This window comes from Nonomuraea purpurea (genome assembly GCF_042650645.1).
In the GTDB taxonomy this organism is placed as follows: domain Bacteria; phylum Actinomycetota; class Actinomycetes; order Streptosporangiales; family Streptosporangiaceae; genus Nonomuraea; species Nonomuraea purpurea.
This window is the reverse complement of record NZ_JBHSBI010000041.1, coordinates 25,859-44,163: the sequence shown is the minus strand read 5'-3', so window position 1 is coordinate 44,163 and position 18,305 is coordinate 25,859. Positions and strand designations below refer to the sequence as shown.

The 18,305-nt window shown below is 71.0% G+C and carries 13 protein-coding genes and 1 pseudogene; 4 read left to right on the top strand and 10 right to left on the bottom strand.

Annotated features, from left to right (window positions below; all coding sequences use genetic code 11):
- Position 1 precedes the first annotated feature (1 nt).
- Positions 2-1,540, bottom strand: a complete 1,539-nt coding sequence (locus ACFOY2_RS48740; RefSeq protein ID WP_379534993.1) for a serine/threonine-protein kinase — start codon at positions 1,538-1,540, stop codon at positions 2-4.
- Between the two features lie 129 nt (positions 1,541-1,669).
- Positions 1,670-4,648, bottom strand: coding sequence for a WD40 repeat domain-containing protein (locus tag ACFOY2_RS48735; RefSeq protein WP_379534992.1), 2,979 nt, complete (start codon positions 4,646-4,648; stop codon positions 1,670-1,672).
- A 73-nt stretch (positions 4,649-4,721) separates the two neighbouring features.
- Between ACFOY2_RS48735 and ACFOY2_RS48730 the strand changes: the two genes are divergently transcribed.
- Both ACFOY2_RS48730 and ACFOY2_RS48725 read left to right on the top strand, forming a co-directional pair.
- A complete protein-coding gene (locus ACFOY2_RS48730) occupies positions 4,722-5,585 on the top strand; it encodes an aminoglycoside phosphotransferase family protein (protein ID WP_379534991.1) in 864 nt (287 codons plus the stop codon).
- 106 nt (positions 5,586-5,691) lie between these two features.
- Positions 5,692-7,191 (top strand): helicase HerA-like domain-containing protein, encoded by a 1,500-nt coding sequence (locus tag ACFOY2_RS48725; protein WP_379534990.1) that lies wholly within the window; start codon positions 5,692-5,694, stop codon positions 7,189-7,191.
- Between the two features lie 9 nt (positions 7,192-7,200).
- Here ACFOY2_RS48725 and ACFOY2_RS48720 read toward each other — a convergent pair whose 3' ends face one another.
- Both ACFOY2_RS48720 and ACFOY2_RS48715 read right to left on the bottom strand, forming a co-directional pair.
- Positions 7,201-8,115 (bottom strand): SDR family NAD(P)-dependent oxidoreductase, encoded by a 915-nt coding sequence (locus ACFOY2_RS48720; protein WP_379534989.1) that lies wholly within the window; start codon positions 8,113-8,115, stop codon positions 7,201-7,203.
- A gap of 89 nt (positions 8,116-8,204) precedes the next feature.
- Positions 8,205-9,182: an Acg family FMN-binding oxidoreductase gene (locus ACFOY2_RS48715; protein WP_379534988.1), complete on the bottom strand. Its 978-nt coding sequence runs from the start codon at positions 9,180-9,182 to the stop codon at positions 8,205-8,207.
- A 169-nt stretch (positions 9,183-9,351) separates the two neighbouring features.
- On the opposite strand from ACFOY2_RS48715, the gene ACFOY2_RS48710 reads away from it, so the two are divergent.
- Positions 9,352-9,762 carry a pyridoxamine 5'-phosphate oxidase family protein gene (locus tag ACFOY2_RS48710; protein WP_379534987.1) on the top strand — a complete coding sequence of 137 codons (411 nt, stop codon included), beginning with the start codon at positions 9,352-9,354 and terminating at the stop codon, positions 9,760-9,762.
- Positions 9,763-9,783: 21 nt separating this feature from the next.
- Here ACFOY2_RS48710 and ACFOY2_RS48705 read toward each other — a convergent pair whose 3' ends face one another.
- A complete protein-coding gene (locus ACFOY2_RS48705; RefSeq protein ID WP_379535034.1) occupies positions 9,784-11,454 on the bottom strand; it encodes a sensor histidine kinase in 1,671 nt (556 codons plus the stop codon).
- 176 nt (positions 11,455-11,630) lie between these two features.
- Here ACFOY2_RS48705 and ACFOY2_RS48700 point away from each other — a divergent pair, with 176 nt between their 5' ends.
- Positions 11,631-12,272 carry a response regulator gene (locus tag ACFOY2_RS48700; protein ID WP_379534986.1) on the top strand — a complete coding sequence of 214 codons (642 nt, stop codon included), beginning with the start codon at positions 11,631-11,633 and terminating at the stop codon, positions 12,270-12,272.
- 1 nt (position 12,273) lies between these two features.
- On the opposite strand, the gene ACFOY2_RS48695 is transcribed toward ACFOY2_RS48700, so the two are convergent.
- From ACFOY2_RS48695 to ACFOY2_RS48675, 5 genes and pseudogenes are all read right to left on the bottom strand, one after another.
- The gene (locus ACFOY2_RS48695) at positions 12,274-13,116 is read right to left on the bottom strand and encodes a universal stress protein (protein ID WP_379535033.1); all 843 of its coding nucleotides are present in this window, start codon (positions 13,114-13,116) and stop codon (positions 12,274-12,276) included.
- A gap of 94 nt (positions 13,117-13,210) precedes the next feature.
- Positions 13,211-15,424 (bottom strand): annotated as a pseudogene (locus ACFOY2_RS48690) (glycoside hydrolase family 65 protein); the annotation flags it as partial.
- Positions 15,421-16,194, bottom strand: a complete 774-nt coding sequence (locus tag ACFOY2_RS48685; RefSeq protein WP_379534985.1) for an HAD family hydrolase — start codon at positions 16,192-16,194, stop codon at positions 15,421-15,423. The gene ACFOY2_RS48685 and the pseudogene ACFOY2_RS48690, both read right to left, overlap by 4 nt.
- A gap of 315 nt (positions 16,195-16,509) precedes the next feature.
- Complete coding sequence (locus ACFOY2_RS48680; RefSeq protein ID WP_379534984.1) at positions 16,510-16,848, bottom strand: histone-like nucleoid-structuring protein Lsr2; 339 nt, start codon at positions 16,846-16,848, stop codon at positions 16,510-16,512.
- A gap of 531 nt (positions 16,849-17,379) precedes the next feature.
- Positions 17,380-18,075, bottom strand: a complete 696-nt coding sequence (locus ACFOY2_RS48675; protein ID WP_379534983.1) for an AfsR/SARP family transcriptional regulator — start codon at positions 18,073-18,075, stop codon at positions 17,380-17,382.
- Between the last annotated feature and the right edge of the window lie 230 nt (positions 18,076-18,305).

Genomic DNA, 18,305 nt, shown 5'->3' with positions numbered 1-18,305 from the left:
GCTACATCCCCAGCAGGGCCACGATCACCGAGGTCAGCGCGACCGGGCCCATCACGGCGACCGACACCACGGTCGCGTTGCGGCCGGGCAGGAGGCGGGCGAGGTTGTCCGAGACGACCCGCCGCACCGCCCCCGCGCCCGGCAGCACGAACAGCCCCAGCGTGAACGCGCCGGCGGCCAAGGACTCCGCGTGGCCGGAGTTCAACCACCCGGACCAGTGCAGCAGGCTCGCGGCGACGACGCCGAACGCCAGCGCCGCGACCAGATGACCCACCGCGACCAGCGCGGCCGTGATCCACTGCGGCCGGTCCTCGGCGTAGTAGAAGTAGTCGACGGCGCGCAACGCCAGCGAGATCGCCGCCGCCACCAGGCCCATCGCGACCGGCATCATGACGGTTAACGCCATCAGCGTCACGAGCATGAGCACCCCGACGAACCCGCTGCCGGCCAGGAACCGCCGCAGGTCGAAGGGTTCGGCGGGAGCCGGAACCCGACGGGGCTCCGCCGACCGGCCGGTGTGCAGGGTCGGCACCGGGGCGGGTACGTAAGGCGGCGGCTGCTCCTGCCGGCGCCCGTCGGCGTAATCGACCGACGCATGGTGCCTGTCGGTGTAATCGATCCGGTCGGCGTAGTCGGCCGCATGCTGATGGCTCGCGGCGTAGTCGACGGGCGGGAGCAGGTCGGCGACGATGTCCATGGTCAGCGTGCGCTCGCCGAGCCTCTTGGTCGCGGCCGGGCGCTCCGCGGGATCGAGCTCCCCGGCCAGCCGCTGCAGCTCTCGCGCATGGGGCCGCGCCACCGGATCGACCTGCAGCGCCCGGCTCAGCCAGTCGCGCAACCACGCCGGCGCCTTGTCGATCTGCACCCGGCCTTCCATGGTGTTGAAGCAGACCGCCTCGAACGTCCCCGTGCCGAACGGCGGCAGCCCCGTGGCGGCGAAGAACACCGTGGAGGCCAGCGCGTGCACGTCGGCCGCCTGGGTGATCTGCGAGTCGCGGATGATCTCCGGCGCCAGATAGCCCGGTGTGCCGACGAACATCCCGGTCTGCGTCAGCCGCGAGGCGTTCACCAGGTGCGCGATGCCGAAGTCGATGACCAGCGGCTCGCCGTCGACCAGCATGACGTTGGACGGCTTGAGGTCCCGGTGGATCACTCCGGCCGCGTGGATGTCCACCAGCGCCTGGCAGAGCCCCTGGGCGAGCCTGATGATCTCGCGTGCCTCCAGCGGGCCCTGGGTCAGCACGGTGTCCTCCAGCGTGCGGCCCGGCGCGAAGCGGGTGACGACGTAGGGCTGCCCGCCCACGAGTTCGGCGTCGATCACCTCGGCCACGTACCGGCTGCGCACCCGGCGCATGGTCTCCACCTCGCGGAACAGCCGGTCGCGCGCCTTGAGGTCGGCGGCCACGTGCGGGTGCAGCACCTTGATCGCGACTTCGCGGCCCGCGCCGTCGAGACCGAGGTGGGCGACCCCCATGCCGCCCTCGCCGATCTTCCGGATCACCCGGTAAGGGCCGAGATGCTCCTGCGCCTGAGTGCTCATTCCCGACGTCATCCTCCGTGATTCCCCCACCACGCCGTGCTTGCGTGCGCACCGGCCCGGGACATTCTCCCGCAGCGTTTCCCCTGAGTTGCACAGTAAGCGAAGATCGATGCAAGCGCGCCTGATTGATCACCACACGTCGACATCCACGCCGATCGTGATGGTCCGCAGGGCGTAGAGCGCGACCCAGGTCCGCATGTTGCTGTCCAGGATGCCGTACTTGCCGGGCTCGCCCAGCCAGGGCAGCAGGTCGAGCACGGCGCCGATGTGGCTGTACTCCGCCGCCTGCTTGGCCACGTACGCGGACTGTCGACGCTTCGTCGCCTTGGGGAGTTTGGCGAGCCCGGCGTACAGGGTGGCCAGATCGGTCAGCTGGGCGGCGGTCGGGCCGGTGGGCCTGCCCTCGGCCGCGATCTGCTCGGCCTCCGACACGGAGTCATTCACCGAAGCCCCGTTGATCTCGCCCCACAACCGCAGCAGATCCGGCTGCCCGTAGACGGTGAGCGCGCGGGCCGCCGACCAGTCGTCGAACCAGCGCCAGCTGTAACTGTGCGATTTCTCCGGGTCCCTGGGCTTGCTGCGCACCCCGATCAGCTCGCGCACCAGCTCGGTCTCTCCCCGCCTGAGCAGGCAGACCAACCAGGGCACGCCGGAATTCCGGTCCCCCGGCCTGCCCCTGCCTTCATCCAGCACGGTGCGGGCCTCCTGCGCCCGTCCGGACTCGGTGAGCGCCCAGACCAGCGGCAGGCGAACGCCCCAGTTCGACCGGCGGGCGTCCGCGATCTCCCGCGCGGAGGCGAACCACCGCTCGGAGCACTCCTGCTGCCCCAGGACCGCGCAGGCCCCGGCCACCGCCGCCATGTCCGCCCCGTGGCTCACGTCCGCGAGTTCGTCGTCGGCGTAGGGGAAGACGGCGGCGGCTTCGGCGTCGAACCCGGACGCGCCGAGCGCGAGCGCGATCCGCGCGCGGTGTCCGAGACGTCGCTGGTGTTGCGGGATCGCGAGGGCCAGTTCGCGGGCTCCGGCGGCCTCTCCCTGCCGGACGCAGACCATCGCGAGCTGCTGGAGCGTGTCGGCGATCCAGTCGCAGAAGACGACCGAGTCCCTTGCGGACAGGTCGACGAGCGTGCCCCGGACCACCGTGATCAGGTCGGTGACGGTGGCGGTGTCGGGTGGCGGCCACGTCCCCGTCGGCTCCGCCGTGCTGCCACGTCCCCTGAACGGCGCCAGCAGCCGCTCGATCTCCGGAGAAGCCGCGCCCGCGTGGACGGGGTCTGGGAAGACCTTCTGCTCGCCCCAGCGGAACGGCCAGGCGAAACGGCGGTCGACAGACCAGCAGAGCCGACTGTCCAGATCGCCCTCCCAGCCGGACGGCGCGATGACCGTGCCGTCCTCGAACGCCACCGCCCAGGTCTCCTCGTCCAGCGCGAACGTGGGGTTGAGCCGGAGCCGGTCGCCGACGTCGCGGCCGGTGAAGAAGAGCGGGCGCCGGGCGGACGGGGTGTGATGGAAGGGGTGGTCGGCCACGATCTCGCTGGTCCCGGGGCGCAGGAAACGCACCGCGTGCGCGCCGATCGCGATCAGCATGTCGTCGGCGGGCCATTCCAGGCCGAAGCCGTCACCCCCGTCGTCGATGACGCGCAGCCGCTCGGGGCGGTCGCCGAGCGACCAGATCTCGATCCGCCCCTCGGCGGTGACGCAGGCGGCCCGCTCGCCGTCCGGCGACCACGCCCACGGCCGGGCGTCCCAGCCACGCGGGTTGGAGGCGGCTGCCCGAACGTTGAGGTCGTGGCGGTGCTCGCCGGCCGTCCCGTCGATGATCCCGACGGTCGCGCCCGCCGCATTCACCACCGCCAGCCGTCCGCCCGGCCCCCAGCACAGAACGTCGGCACCCGGGTAGCCGGGAAGCTCCGCCGTCGTCTGGCCCGTCAGCGCGTCGGCGATGACGAGCTTTCCTTCGCGCTGGTAGGCCAGGAGCCGTTCGTCCCTGCTCCACTCGGGCGGCGCGCAATCCTGGTCCGCTTCCAGGCTCAGGATCCAGGAGACCTGCCGTTTGTCCACGTCGAGAGAGATCGCCGCGCACTCGTTCGACGCCTCTCCGTAGATACGGGAGCCGTCGCGCGACCAGAACGCCCGGTCGAGGATGAATCCGGGCTCGTCGTCCGAGCTCTGCGGCCCGGCGAACTCGATCGGCGGGGTTCCCTCCGGGTGGGCGTCGGGGGGCCCGGTGACCGAGCCCTCGTGCATCGCCACGATGACGTTGCCCAGGAAGTCCGACTGACCGCCGTAGACGACCGCGCGCCTGCCCTCCGGGGCCAGGGCCATGCCCAGCGGTCTGCCGGAGCCGAGGAAGTACGCGTGGGCGGCCGGCTCCTTGGCGGTGCCGAACGCCTCCCAGACGCCGGTCGCGTTGATGTTGTACTCCAGCGCGATCCGCCTGCCGTCCGCCGACCACTGGAGGCTGCGCGCGTAGTCCGGGAAGCCGACGCCACCCATGATGCCGTCGATCGCGTGCACGCAGCGGCCGGTGGCGACCTCGAAGATCTGGAGGACTCCGCCCCGCTCATAGTCGTCGCCGGGCGAGCTGCCGACCGCGAGGTGGCGGCCGTCCGGGCTGAGCGCGTGGCCGTTCACCTGGCGGCGGTGCACGTCGGAGTGGCGCAGCAGCAGCGCGCCCGCGTCGCGGAGCCTGACGGTCGCGAGGCGATGCGCGTCGGTGACGCCGTGCGCGCGCTCCAGCGCCTGGAGTGCCTCTCGCAGCGGCACGGTGTCGCGCTGCGGGACGAACGCGGACCAGTCGGCGTTCTTGAGCGCGTCAAGGGCCTCGTCGGGGCCCATCCGCTCGTCGGGGACGCCGGTGAACGACAGCGGGGTGCCGGGCTCGCTGAGCACGGCCACCAGCGCGTCCTCGTCGTGGATCGGGATGCCGCGCACGGCCGCGGGACCGGCCTTGGCCCCCGACTTCGCCCCGGCGAAGACCAGGTCCGTCTTCGCCGAGACCGACGCGGTCACCTTCGCGCCCATCGCCTCCAGGGCGCGTTTGGCCTCGTCCTTCGAGAGCTTGCTGAACCGCCCCGCCAGCACGATCTGCCTGCCACTGATGATCATGCGAAGCGACCGTAATGGAAATGACCGACATTTCGCCTGCGGTTCGGCCAAGCTCGTCCCCTAGGCTCTGCCCGTGATCGACATCGACGCCGAGCTCGTGCGTTCCCTGATTCGCGAGCAGTTTCCGCAGTGGGGCGACCTCCCGGTCAGGCCGGTGCCGCGCCAGGGCTGGGACAATCGAACCTTCCGGCTCGGCGAGGACCTCAGCGTCCGGCTGCCCAGCGCGGAGGGCTACGTCGTCGGCGTCGAGAAGGAGGAGCACAGCCTGCCCATACTGGCCGCGCATCTACCGCTGCCCGTGCCCGAGGTGGTGGCGACAGGACTCCCCGGCGGCGGCTACCCGTTCCCCTGGTCCGTACGGCGCTGGCTCCCCGGCGACACCGTCGAGAACACCGAGGGCATCGACCGCACGGAGCTGGCCCGCGACCTGGGCGGCCTCCTGACCGCCCTGCGGAAGGTCCCCGCCGAGCGGGGCCCGGCCGCAGGCCGGCACTCGTGGTTCCGGGGCTGCCACCCCAGTGTCTACGGCGACCAGGTCGAGCTCGCGCTGAAACAGCTCGGCGACGAGGTCGACGCCGCCGCCTGTGCGGCCGTCTGGGCGGACGCCCTGACCTCGGCCTGGCCGCGCCCGCCTGCCTGGTTCCACGGCGACGTCTCCGCCGGCAACCTGCTCGCCGCCGACGGCCGGCTCTGCGCGGTCATCGACTTCGGCACCTGCGGTGTGGGAGATCCGGCCTGCGACCTGGTGATGGCCTGGACCTACTTCGGGGGCGAGGAGCGGCAGGTCTTCAGGCAGGCCGCCGGGCTGGACGACGACACCTGGCGGCGGGCACGCGGGTGGGCGCTGTGGAAGGCCCTGGTGAGCATGGCCGGCCTGTCCAGCCCCGACCCGGAGGGCTTCCACAACCGGGTCCTCCTCCGCGTGCTCCACGACTGATCCCCCCTCGTCCGGGTACCTGGCGTTCATCCGCGCGGTCTGGGGAATGGAACCAGCACTGACCTGCGCAGATCCGTGAGCGAGGCAGCAAAATCGGGGAGATGTGATGAAGGGGTACGACTTCGAAGGGCCGGCGCTTGAGCTCGGGGCCCTGGTGCGCGAGGACGGCGCCGCCGACGCCTCGGAGCAGATCCGGATCCCCCTGAGCACGCTCAACCGGCACGGGCTCGTGGCCGGGGCCACCGGATCGGGCAAGACCAAGACCCTTCAGCTCATGGCGGAGCAGCTCTCGGCCCAGGGCGTTCCCGTCTTCCTCGCCGACGTCAAGGGCGACCTGTCGGGGCTGGCCTCCCCCGGCACGCCCTCCGAGCGCGTCACCCAGCGTGCGGCCGACGTGGGGGAAACGTGGCAGCCGGAGGCCCGTCCTGCGGAGTTCTTCTCCCTGGGCGGTCTGGGAGAGGGCGTCCCGATCCGCGCGACCATGACCGCCTTCGGGCCGACCCTGCTCTCGAAGGTCCTCGGGCTCAACGAGACGCAGGAGTCGTCGCTCGGGCTGATCTTCTACTTCGCCGACAAGAATGGGCTGCCCCTGCTGGACCTCAAGGACCTGATCGCGGTCATCCAGTACCTGACGGGCAATCCCGAGGCACTGAGCGGGATCGGCGGGCTGTCGGCGGCGACGGCGGGAGTCATCCTGCGCGCGTTGACCACGTTCGAGGCGCAGGGGGCGGAGGCGTTCTTCGGCGAGCCGGAGTTCGACGTGCGCGACCTGCTCCGGGTGACGCCGGACGGCCACGGGCTGATCTCCGTGCTCGAACTGCCCGCCGTGCAGGACCGGCCGCAGCTCTTCTCCACCTTCCTGATGTGGCTGCTCGCCGATCTCTTCCACGAGCTGCCCGAGGTGGGCGACGTCGACAAGCCGAAGCTCGTGTTCTTCTTCGACGAGGCGCACCTGCTGTTCAACGAGGCGTCCAAGGCGTTCCTGCAGTCGATCACCCAGACCGTGCGGCTGATCCGGTCGAAGGGCGTGGGCGTGTTCTTCGTCACCCAGACGCCCAAGGACGTGCCGGCCGACGTGCTCGCCCAGCTCGGCGCACGCGTGCAGCACGCTCTGCGCGCCTTCACCCCCCAGGACGCCAAGGCGCTCAAGGCCACCGTGTCGACGTTCCCCGCCTCCTCCTACGACCTGGAACGGCTGCTCACCGAGCTCGGCATCGGCGAGGCGGTCGTGACGGTCCTGTCGGAGACGGGCGCGCCGACCCCCGTGGCCTGGACGCGCCTGCGCGCCCCTCAGACGCTCATGACGCCGTCGAGCCCGGAGATGATCCAGAACGTCATCGCCGCCTCGCCGCTGCAGCAGAAGTACGGCACGGCGGTCGACCGCCAGTCGGCCTACGAGATCCTGTCGGCGAAGCTGGCGGAAACGCCGGCCGCCGAAGCCCCGCACGAGCCCGGGGCGCAGCGGGAGCGCAAGCCGGAGCCGACGGTGCTGGCAAACGTGCTGGAGTCGAAGGAGTTTCGCTCGTTCGCGCGCTCTGCGGCCTCCGCCCTCGGCCGGGAGATCACCAGATCCATCTTCGGCACCGCGCGGCGAGGGCGACGCTGACCTTGGCGCTCAGACGAAGGCCGCCGCGCCGGTGAAGCGTTCCGCGGCGTCCCAGAGTTCGGCTTCGCGCCGCGGATCATAGGACTCGTCGGACGAGCGCACCACACGGTCGCGGTCCACGTACGATCCCGTCGGCGCCTCGGTCGTGCCGAGGACGACGTCGGCGAGGTGTCGTCCGGCGGCGGCGCGGGAGATCGCGAACGGGGTGAGGGTCAGCGCCGGCAGGAGCCGGCGCATCGCGAAGCGGGAGAAGGCGTCGGCGTCGCGGGCGAGGTCGGTGCCGGGCACGAACCCCGGGTTGTAGGCGACGGCGTCGATCCAGGACGGCAGGCGGCGCGCGTGCTCGTGCACCAGGTAGATGGCCGCCAGTTTGCTCGTCGAGTACGCCGTGCGGCCCGCGGTCGTGGTGCCCGGCCTGCGGAAGGCGCCCGTGCGGGCGAGGAAGTCCGGCGACCGCCAGACCGGGCCGGGCACCATGCCCAGGTTGTGGCGGAAATCGCCGAAGTGGGTGTCGCTGACGGTGATCACGATCCGGGCGGGGGCGGCGAAGCGGGTCTGGAGCATGCGGATGAGCAGGTGGTTGGCGAGCACGTTGACCGTGAACGTCGACTCGAACCCGTCGGGGCCCTCGGTGAGCGCGTTCGTGAGCTGTATGCCCGCGTTGCCCACGAATCCGCGCAACGGGGGCAGTTCACCGTCGTCGAGCCGCCTGCGGATCTCCAGGGCCGCCGACCGGACGCTCTCCAGTGAGCCCAGGTCGGCGGCGACGTGGGAGACCGCGTGGCCGCCCACGGCGAGCCCGGCGCCTGAAGAGCCGCGGGCGACGACGAGGAGATGTGTCAGGGGCGCCCGGCGCAGGATGTGCTCGGCGGCCACGCGGCCGATCCCACGGCCGGCGCCGGTCATCACGAGGGTGGACCGCATGAAGTCAACGGTGGCGGCTCCCGCCACCGTCTGCCAGTGCCGCGCCCGTCCCTGGGACCGGCAGTACCTGCCACAGCGGCTTCGCGGCCTCACTCCGTGATCTCCGACACCGAACGGCGGACCATCTCCTTGTCGTCGAGGGTGACGCCGAGCCGCATGATCATCTGCGGGTATTGGTCCGAGCAGAGCTCGTGGCGGAGGAACTCGCGCAGCAGCGCCATTTCCAGCGCCTGGGTGTGGAAGGCGGCGCTGACGCCGTAGGCGGCGGCACGGAGCAGGACGTGCTGCAACGCCTGCCCGGTGTTGATCCACTCCTGGCGGCTGTCGCCCGGCGTGGTGAGCACCACCACGATCCCGACGGCGGTCGCGGCGCGCTGGTCGGCCTGGCTGCCCCAGTCGTGCCGCCAGGCGTAGTCACGCTGGGGAAAATCCGGGTCGGTGGGGACCCTCCTGCGCGGGTAGCCCTGGGCGGGGACCCCGTCCCTGCGGGGGCTGCCGGGCGGCTGCGACCAGCGGATCAGCTCCAGGCTGAAGCGCTGGTCCTGCGCCTGGACGGCCTGCGCGGCCTGGGTGAGCGCGGCGACGACCCTGACCGCCTCCGGTGAGCGAATCGGGGTCAGCCTGGCCCCCTCCTCCATCGCGGCCCGCACCAGCCGTTCGACCAGCGTCTCCGGCACCGGGACGTCGGCGAACCCGGCCCGGTGGGTGCGGCGGTGTTCGATCTGGCAGCCGAGGCTCCTGGTGGACTCGTCGGGCCGTACTTCGGCGCCCGGGTGGAGGGTGGCGAGCAACGAGGGGCGATCCGGGTCCGGCAGGATCCGCACCACCGGCTCGAACCCCTCGCACCGCATGGCCGTACGCAGGGTGAAGAGCGCTGCGCCGCAACTGATCAGCAGCTCGCGGCCCGAGGTGTCGGCGGCGCGTAGTTTTCTGTCGGGGTCGGCTTTCAGCCTGATCTCCTGCTCGGACACCGAGAAGGTCCAGGGCTGGGTGTTGTGTATGGACGGCGCCCAGCGCGCCGCCTCCACCGCGACGTCGATCGCGTGCTTGGCCGACAGAACGCCCATGACGTCCACCTCCCGGGGGCCTCACGTCCAGCTCAGCACGATCCGGGCGGCGCGGTCAGGGCCGAAAGTCCCCTGCCGCCGGGGCCATCGGCCCCGCGACCACGCTTTCAGGGAGAAAAAGGACTTTCGCCTCTAACGCCCACTATCCTCCGGCAGGGACGGTAAGAATATGAAACTCGATTCGTCCGGACTTCAGGTGCTCTCCCGCGAGGAGTGCCTCCGCCTGCTGGCCACGACGCCGATCGGGCGGATCGTGTTCACCGATCACGCCCTGCCGGCCGTCCAGCCGGTCAACTTCCACCTCGACGGCCAGTCCATCGTGATCAGGACCGCGATCGGGTCGAAGCTGGCCGCCGCCACCCGGCGGGCCGTGGTGGCCTTCGAGGCCGACGAGTTCGATTCCGAGCTGCGTACCGGCTGGTCCGTCACCGCTGTGGGACACGCGCAGGCCGTGACCGACCCGGCCGAGATCGACCGGCTGGCCTCGCTGCCCCTGCCGGTCTGGGCGCCCGGCGGGCGGAACCACTTCATCGTGGTCGAGGCCGAGCAGGTGTCCGGCCGCCGCATACACGGCCGGTAAAACTTTCTCCAAAGCGTTCCGTCACACCGGGACGTGCCAGCGCAACCGGGTGCCGCCGCCTTCCGGCGACTCCAGCGAAGCGGTGCCGCCCAGTCGCGCGGCGCGTTCCTCGATGTTGCGCAGCCCGCTGCGGCGCCGTGCCTCGCCGACGCCGACACCGTCGTCGGTGACGGTGAGGGTGAGTTCCCCGCCCGCGACCTCGACGGCGACCTCTGCCCGGCCCGCGCGGGAGTGGCGGACCACGTTCGACAGGGCCTCACGGAGCACCGCCAGCAGGTGCTCGGCCACGGAATCGGGCACCAGCGTGTCGATCTGGCCCTCCATGAGCAGCCCCGGCATGAACCCCAGATGCGCCCCGACGCCCTCCACCAACTCCACGATCCGCCCCCGCAGGCCGGGCCCGGCCTCCTCGCGCGGGCCCTGCAGGGCGAAGATGGTCGAGCGGATCTGCCGGATCGTCTCGTCCAGCTCGTCGATCGCGTGCTGCACCCGTTTGGCCGCCTCCGGCCGCTCCACCAGCCGGATCGTGCTCATCAAGGTCATCGCGGTCGCGAACAGCCGCTGGATGATCACGTCGTGCAGGTCCTTGGCGATACGGTCGCGGTCTTCCAGCAGCCCGAGCCGCTCGGCGTCCCTGCGCGCCTCGGCCAGCTCCAGCGCGATCGCCGCCTGGCCGGCGAACGACTGCAGCATCTGCTCGTTCCCCCCGCTGAACGGCAGCCGCCCGGTCCGCTTGGCCAGCACCAGCACGCCGCGTACGGCCGGAGCCGCCCCCAGCGGCACCATCACCCCTGGCCCGTATCCCAGCCGCGCCAACGGCGATTTCGGGTAGGGGACGCTCTGCATGTCGGCGTCCGACACCGGCTCCCCCTGGGTGAACACGTCACCCGCCAGCGTGGCCGACACGTCGAACGCGGTGCCCACCAGTTCCGGCGCGCCCTCTCCGTCCATCACCTCGACGATCAGCGACTTTCCTGACGCGTCCGGCAGCAGCACCTGGACCAGGTCGGCGTCGCTCATCTCGCGGGCACGGGCCGCCAGCAGGCTCAGCACCTGCCGGCGATCGGCCCCGGACAGCAGACTCGTGGTCACCTCCGAGGAGGCCTGCAGCCAGGTCTCGCGCCGCCGCGTCTCCTCATACAGGCGGGCGTTCTCCACCGCGACGCCGGCGGCCGTGGCCAGCGCGATCACGATGGCCTCGTCCTCCTCATCGAACTCGCCGCCGCCGCGCTTCTCGGTCAGGTAAAGGTTTCCAAAAACCTCGTCACGCACCCGTACGGGGACGCCGAGGAAGGTCCCCATCGGCGGGTGGCCGGGCGGGAAGCCGTACGATTCCGGATGCTCGGAGATGCGGGCCAGCCTGAGCGGCCGCGCGTCCTTGATCAGCAACCCGAGCAGCCCCAGGCCGTGCGGCCAGTGCTCGATCCTGGCGATCTCCTCCTCGCTCAGCCCAACGGGGATGAACTGGACGAGCGTGTTCTCCTGGCCGACCACGCCGAGCGCCCCGTAACTGGCGTCCACCAGCGTGGTGGCGGTCTCCACGATGCGGCGCAGCACGGTCTCCAGGTCGAGATCGCTGCCGACCGACACCACGGCCTCGAGCAGCGTGTGCACCCGGTCCCGGGTGGCCAGTACGGCGTTCAGCCGCATCTGCAGCTCGGACAGCAGTTCGTCGAGCCGCATTTGCGGCATCAGCGGATGACGTTCGCTCTCCACGTCTTTCAGTGTCGCACTGGGCGGAGGTAGACGTGCTCTCACCGGGTCTCAGCCGCCCCAAGGACAAAAGGCTTTCAAACCGTAGAAATGGCAACGTCATGGCTTGCCCCCGTTCCTTCCGGTCCCGATGCCGCTTCGCTAACGTCGTGGACATGATTCGTGTGTTCCTCGTCGACGATCACGAGGTCGTCCGGCGGGGGGTCGCGGCGCTGCTGGAGTCCGAGGACGACATCGAGGTGATCGGCGAGGCGGCCACGGCCGCGTCGGCGATCGCCCGCATCTCCGCGCTGAGGCCCGACGTCGCGGTGCTCGACGTGCGCCTGCCCGACGGCAGCGGCGTGGACGTGTGCCGGGAAGCGCGCTCCCGGGTGCCGGAGCTGGCCTGCCTGATGCTGACCTCGTTCGCCGACGACGACGCGCTGTTCGACGCGGTGATGGCCGGGGCCGCCGGCTACGTGCTCAAGCAGATCCACGGCTCCGACCTGGTCGGCGCGGTCCGCACGGTGGCCTCGGGGCAGTCGCTGCTGGACCCGCAGACCACCACGGCCATGCTGCACCGCCTGCGCGAGCAGGCGGCCAGGAAGGACCCGCTGGCGGCGCTGTCGGAGCAGGAACGCAGCATCCTCGACCTGATCGGCGAGGGGCTGACCAACCGGCAGATCGGCGAGCGGATGTTCCTGGCGGAGAAGACGGTCAAGAACTACGTCTCCAACCTGCTGGCCAAGCTCGACATGCAGCGCCGCACCCAGGCGGCCGCGCTGGCCGCGCGGCTGCGTGACGACCGCCGCCGATGATCTAGGCCCTGACCACGGCCACCGGGCAGTGGGCGTGGTGCAGGACGCCCCGGCTGACGGAGCCGAGCAGGATGGAGGTCAGCGCGCCGCGCCCGTGCGAGCCGACCACCAGCAGCTCCGCCCGTTGCGAGGCGTCGGTGAGCGCCTCCACCGGATGCGCGCACTGCGCGTCCTCGACCACCTCCACATGCGGGTAGTCACCGCTGAAGAGCGCCACATGATCGCGGACGGTCCGGTGCTGCGCCGCGCGGACCTCGTCCATGTCGTAGCTGATCTCCGGCGCGAACGCGTGCACGGGCAGTTGCCAGGCGTGCATCACCCGCAACGGACGGTGACGGAGTTTCGCCTGCTCGAAGGCGTAGGCCAGCGCGGGCAGGCATTCCTGCGAGTCGTCGACGCCGACCACGACCTCTCCGCCCGCAGGCCGGGGCTCGCCGCGTACCACCACGACGGGGCAGTGGGCGTGGCCGGCCACATGGGCGCTGACCGAGCCCAGCAGAGCGCCGGTGAACCCGCCGAGCCCGCGACTGCCGACCACGATCTCGGTGGCGTCCTTGGCCTGCTCTCTCAGGACCTCGGCGGGCTTGCCCTCGACGTCCTCGGTCGTGACCTCGATCGTGGGCAGGCGCTCGTGGACGAGCGTCTCGGCCTCGCGCAGGATCCGGCTGCCCTCGCCGAGCAGCACGTCCGGCAGGGCCGCGTCGGGATATCTGCCGATCTGGTACGGCGAGCGGTCCACCGCGTACACGATCCGCAGCGGCTCCCCCGCGCGGAAGGCGTCGTTGGCCGCCCATTCGACCGCGGCTCGCGCGGCCACGGACCCATCCACGCCTACGATGATCATGATATTTCCTCCCTTCTCCCTCATCGGACCGCGCCTGCCCTAATTCGCGGCAGGGCCGGAGGTCGGCCTCGCCCGGGACGAAAGACCCTGCGGCGCCGTTCACGCGCGCCTCACCGTGATCGGCGTCGATGACGATCTTCCGCCCCCGGTAGAGGATCGTCATCGACAGCACGCCCAGCCGATCGGGCACCTGGGGATCCAGCCGCAGCCCGTCAGGACGCAGTTCCAGGCCCAGGTAGCAGCGTTGGAGGAGGTCGAGAGTGCCGCCCATGGCACCCAGATGGATGCCTTCCGCGGTGGTGCCGCCCTGGACGTCTTTGATGTCGCTGTAGAGGGCTTCGGTGAAGAATCTCCAAGATTGTGCGCGGTGGGAACGTGCCAGCACCCAGGCGTGCACGACCGCGCTGAGCGTCGAACCGTGGCTGGTGCGCTCCAGATAGTAGGAGACGGTACGAGAGATCAGGTCGGGTTCGACCCGGTAGCCGAGCCGTTCCAGGATGCCGGTCAGCTCGGCCGCCGGCAGCAGGTAGCAGAGCATGAGCGTGTCGGCCTGTTTGGAGGCCTTGTAGCGGTTGACGTCGTCGCCCTCGGCCTCCAGCGCCCGATCGAGGCGGCGCACGCCCCGGTAGCGGGCCCAGTCGAGCTCGCGCAGGTCCGCATACCCGGTGAACTGGCTGATCACGCCGTCGTGGAAGTCCACCCGCAGGCGGCGGCTGACGTCGTCCCAGCGGGCCAGCTCCCCCGCCGCCGGCGCCAGGTCCGGCGCCATCAGCGCGGTGTCGCGGGCGCGCATGAGCAGCCAGGCGGTCATGACGTTGGTGTAGGCGTTGTTGGCCAGCCCCGGCGTGGCGACCCCCGGGTAGCCGTCGTGGTACTCGTCGGGCCCCATGACGCCGCGGATCTCGTACCGGTCGCCGTGGAGCACGGCCAGCGAGGCGAAGAACCTGGCGATGTCGAGCAGCAGTTCTGCGCACCATGGCGGCATGGAGCCGGTGGCCAGGTAGTGCTGCCACACGTTGTAGGCGATGGCCAGCCCGACGTGGCGCTGCAGGCGGGAGCGGTCGGGCAGCCAGCGTCCCGAGGCGGGGTTGAGGTGCGTGACGGGCGTCTCCTCACGGCCGTCGCTGCCGCTCTGCCACGGGAACATCGCCCCGGCGAACCCGGCCTCTCCTGCCGCGTCCCTGGCCTCCGGCAGCCGCCGCCAGCGGTAACGCAGCAGCCCGAGCGCCACCTCCGGGAAGCGCAGGCTCAGCCACGGCTGCACGAACAGCTCGTCCCAGAACACGTGCCCCCGGTACGCCTCCCCGTGCAGGCCGCGGGCGGGCACCCCGACGTCGAGGTCGGCGGTGTGCGGGGAGAGCGTCTGGAGCAGGTGGAAGACGTGCAGGCGGACGATGCGCGACAGTTCAGGGCCGTCGACCTCGATCCCGGCCCGCCGCCACAGGCGTTCCCACGCCGCCGCGTGGCGGGCCAGGAGGTCGTCGAAGCACGGCGCCCTGCGTACGTGCCTGAGCGCCGATGAGCACGGGTCGTGGCCGGCGAAGTCGCGCGAGGTCGTCAGCGCCACGATCTTGGTGAGGGTGACGGGCTCTCCCCTGGCCAGGTCGAGCACGTGATCGGAGGAGACGTGGTCGGGCACCGACGTCAGCCGCGAGGAGCGGCCGGGGACGGTGTCGATCCTTTCTGCCAGGGCCACGGTGACGTGCGAGCAGCGGGTGCGGGCCGTCAGCCAGGCCAGATCGTCCGCGCAGCCGGTGGCGTGCGCGGTCAGGTGGTCCCCCCGCAGTTCTCGATAGCGGGCCACGCCCCGGTTCGACACCCGGCCGTCCAGCGTGCCGCGCACGCGCATCGGCCCCTGCCAGTTCTCCGCGGTGAACGTGGTCTCCAGAGCCGCCACGTACGGGTCCGCCATCGACACCAGACGGCGCTGCCGCACCCGCGTGCTCCTGCCCTCGCCGTCGCGCCAGCGCAGATCCCGTACCAGCACACCGTGGCGCAGGTCGAGCTCGTGCCGGTAGGACAGCAGCGCGACCCGCTCAGGGCGGAACCACTCCGAGCCCGGCGTGGCGAACGTCAGCGGCAACCAGTCGGGCAGATTGACGATGTCCTCGTTCGTCTCGCTGCGTCCGTCGACGGTGGAGTCGAGCCGGTCGTAGCAGCCCGCCACGTAGGTGCCCGGCGTACGCGGCCCGCCGTCGGGAGTGGCGCCCCGCGTGGCGAACCTGCCGTTGCCGAGCGTGCACAGCGCCTCCCGCACCCCCTCCCCGCTCGGGTCGAAGCCGTCGTAGACGAGCGTCCAGGCGTTCAATGCCGCCCCACGGGCACGCGTCCGGAGACCGTGAGGTCGGCCAGGTCGCCGACCACGACGTCGGCCCCGGCCGCCAGCAGCGCCGGGGCCCTGTCCACGTGGTCCCTGCCGTCCGGCGTGGCGCTCCTGTCCACCGCCACGACCAGCCCGAACCCGCCCCGCCGCGCCGCCTCGACGCCAGGCAGCGCGTCCTCCACGACCGCCACCTCGGCGGGAGGCAGGTCCAGGCGGCGCGCGGCCTCCAGGAACAGCGCCGGATCCGGCTTGCCCGCCAGCCCCAGCTCCGCGGCGTCGTTACCGTCCACCAGCACGTCGAAGAGGGCCAGCACGCCGGCCGACGCCGCCACCGCCCTGCAGTGCCTGCTGGCCGAGACCAGGCCGGTACGGCAGCCGCGCCTGCGCAGCTCGTGAAGGAGGGCGACGGTCGAGGGGAAGGCGGCCACCCCGTGCCGCTCGATCGCCTCGGCGAACAGCGCGTCCTTGGCCCGCCCCAGCCCGTGCACGGTCGCCGCCCCCGGCTCGTCTCCCGGGCCGCCCTCGGGAATCGAGATCCCGCGCGCGGCCAGGAACGTGCGCACCCCGTCCAGCCGGGGCCGCCCGTCCACGAAGGCCAGGTAGTCGGCGCACACGTCGAACGGGGCCGAGCGCCCGCGCAGGAACGCGTCGAAGACGTGTTTCCACGAGGCCGCGTGCACGCGCGCCGTGTCTGTGACCACCCCGTCGGTGTCGAAGACGACCGCCCGGAGCCTGGTCAGATCGAAGCCGCCCATAACCGGGCGCTACCCGCACAACCCCCAGCCAGGCCTGACCCCAGCAGCCCAAAATTCGGCGAACGGCCGCCCCACTGGGAAGCACCCGAGAATAGTTCAGTAACTGATACCCTGCCGGACCATGAGGAAAGCCATCATCGCGGTGGCGATCACCGCTGCGACCCTCTTCGCCCTGTCCGCGTCGTTCGCGGCGCCCGCCTCCGCGACCGGCGGGACGATCATCAGCGAAAACTGACCGGTGCGCCTGCCGTGATCAGGCCCGTGCCTCTGCCTCGGCAGGCGCGCGACTCATGGAGAACTCCGTGAGCCCGGCGCTCAGTGGGCCGCCTCGTACTGCTCTACGACGGTGGCGGCGATACGGCCGCGCTCGCTCACCGGAAGGCCCTGGGCCTTGGCCCAGCGCCGGATCTCCGTGGACCTCTCACGGCTGACGGACCGAGCCTGGCCACCGCCGCGCCGACCGCGGATACCCCGGTCGGCACGGACCGCGCGGGCCTTGATGATAAAGGGAGCAAGCGCCTTCTCCAACTTCTCCCTGTTCGGTCCCGACAAATCGATTTCGTAGGTCGTGCCGTCGAGACCGAACCTTGTGGTCCCGTCGGCGCCGCTGCCGTCGATATCATCGACAAAGGACTCAACAATGCGCTTCGCCATGATGGCACTCCAGTTAGGGTTATGGTTGCACGTACTGTAGCCTGCTTCAGCTCATCGTACATCTTCCGGATGTGCCATGTCCGTACAAACGAACCTCACCGGACACCCTCTGTTGTACGAGCCCCTCGAACCCCGAGTCGGGCATTTATCGGCGGCGGCTCGGCCCGCGGCCGGGGTGCGCGCCCTTGTCGCCTGCCTGCGTGCACGGACGGCATCGTCACAGGCAGACGACACTGAGCGGCCCGGCTTCCGGCTCACGGCGGCCCTCTGTGGGCGCGGAAGCAGCCACGCCGATCTTTCACCCTGCACATTCAAGTGGAACAGCACCCCGTCCCGCAACCAAAAGCAATGAACCCGCTACGTTGAAGTCAAATTCAAAGCCCGCCGCGCCTGGCGGCGCAGTGGGCGGCAGCGGAACGGAATGTCAAATCCGCAAGGCGCCGAGCCCCTCGGCCGGACAATGCTCAACTGCCGGCGACGTCAATCCCGCGCCGTTTCAGGAAAGAAGGTTGATCAAGCCATGACGTGCCGTCAGCCCGGCACGGACAGATCGATCAGGCGCATGAACTCCGGGCTCGGCCGGGCCCCGATCTCCTGCCACAGCAGTTCCTCGAACGCCCGCACGGCGCGGACCGCCTCGACCAGGTTGCCCTCGGCGAGGTGGATGCGGACGACCAGACGCTGAGAGCTCTCGCGCAGCGGTTCGTACTCGACGCTGCCCAGCGCGAGGTCCAGGGCCCGGCCGTAGGCGCCCTGGAGGAGCCGGCGTTCTGCCATCGCCTCCAGGGTGTGCAACTGGAGCTGGCGGACGCGCTCGCGGACGGCCACGACCCACTCGTCGTACCAGCCGGGCAGCAGCACGCCGCGCGGCGGCACCCACGAGCCGTCGTCCTCGGCGTGGGCCGCGTGCAGCCGTCTGCTCAACGCCTCCAGTTCGTCGACGTCGACCGAGACCCGGGGGTCGAGCCGCATGGCCGCTCCGCCGGTGACGATCAGCCCTGGGCAGGCCCTGGCCGCCCGCCACAGGGTGGTGCGGAGGTGGGCCAGCGCGTGGGCCTCGGTGGAGTCGGGCCACAGGCTGCCTGCGGCGAAGTCACGGGTCGCGGTGCCGTGCAGACCGAGGAAGGCGACCAGCCGCCGAGCGCTGTGCGGGAGCTCGCCCCACTGTGCACCGCCCGTTTCAGCGCGTGCGGACACCTCGAAGGCGCCCAGCAGACGCAGGCTCACCGACTTCTCCGGCCGTGCATCATCCCCCGCGACAGCAGTTGTGCTGCCCATCGGGCGCCCCTCCTATGCACGAACAGATTCCCCTGGGTTTTTTATGTCCTCCGCAGAAGATCTGTCAATAGAGGGTAACCCCGCACGGCGATTCTGCTGGTTTTTCACCGGTTCGCTCCACCAAACGGTCAAGAAGCGAACCGGAGCCGCTCGACCGGCTATGAGCTGGGACTTTGAAC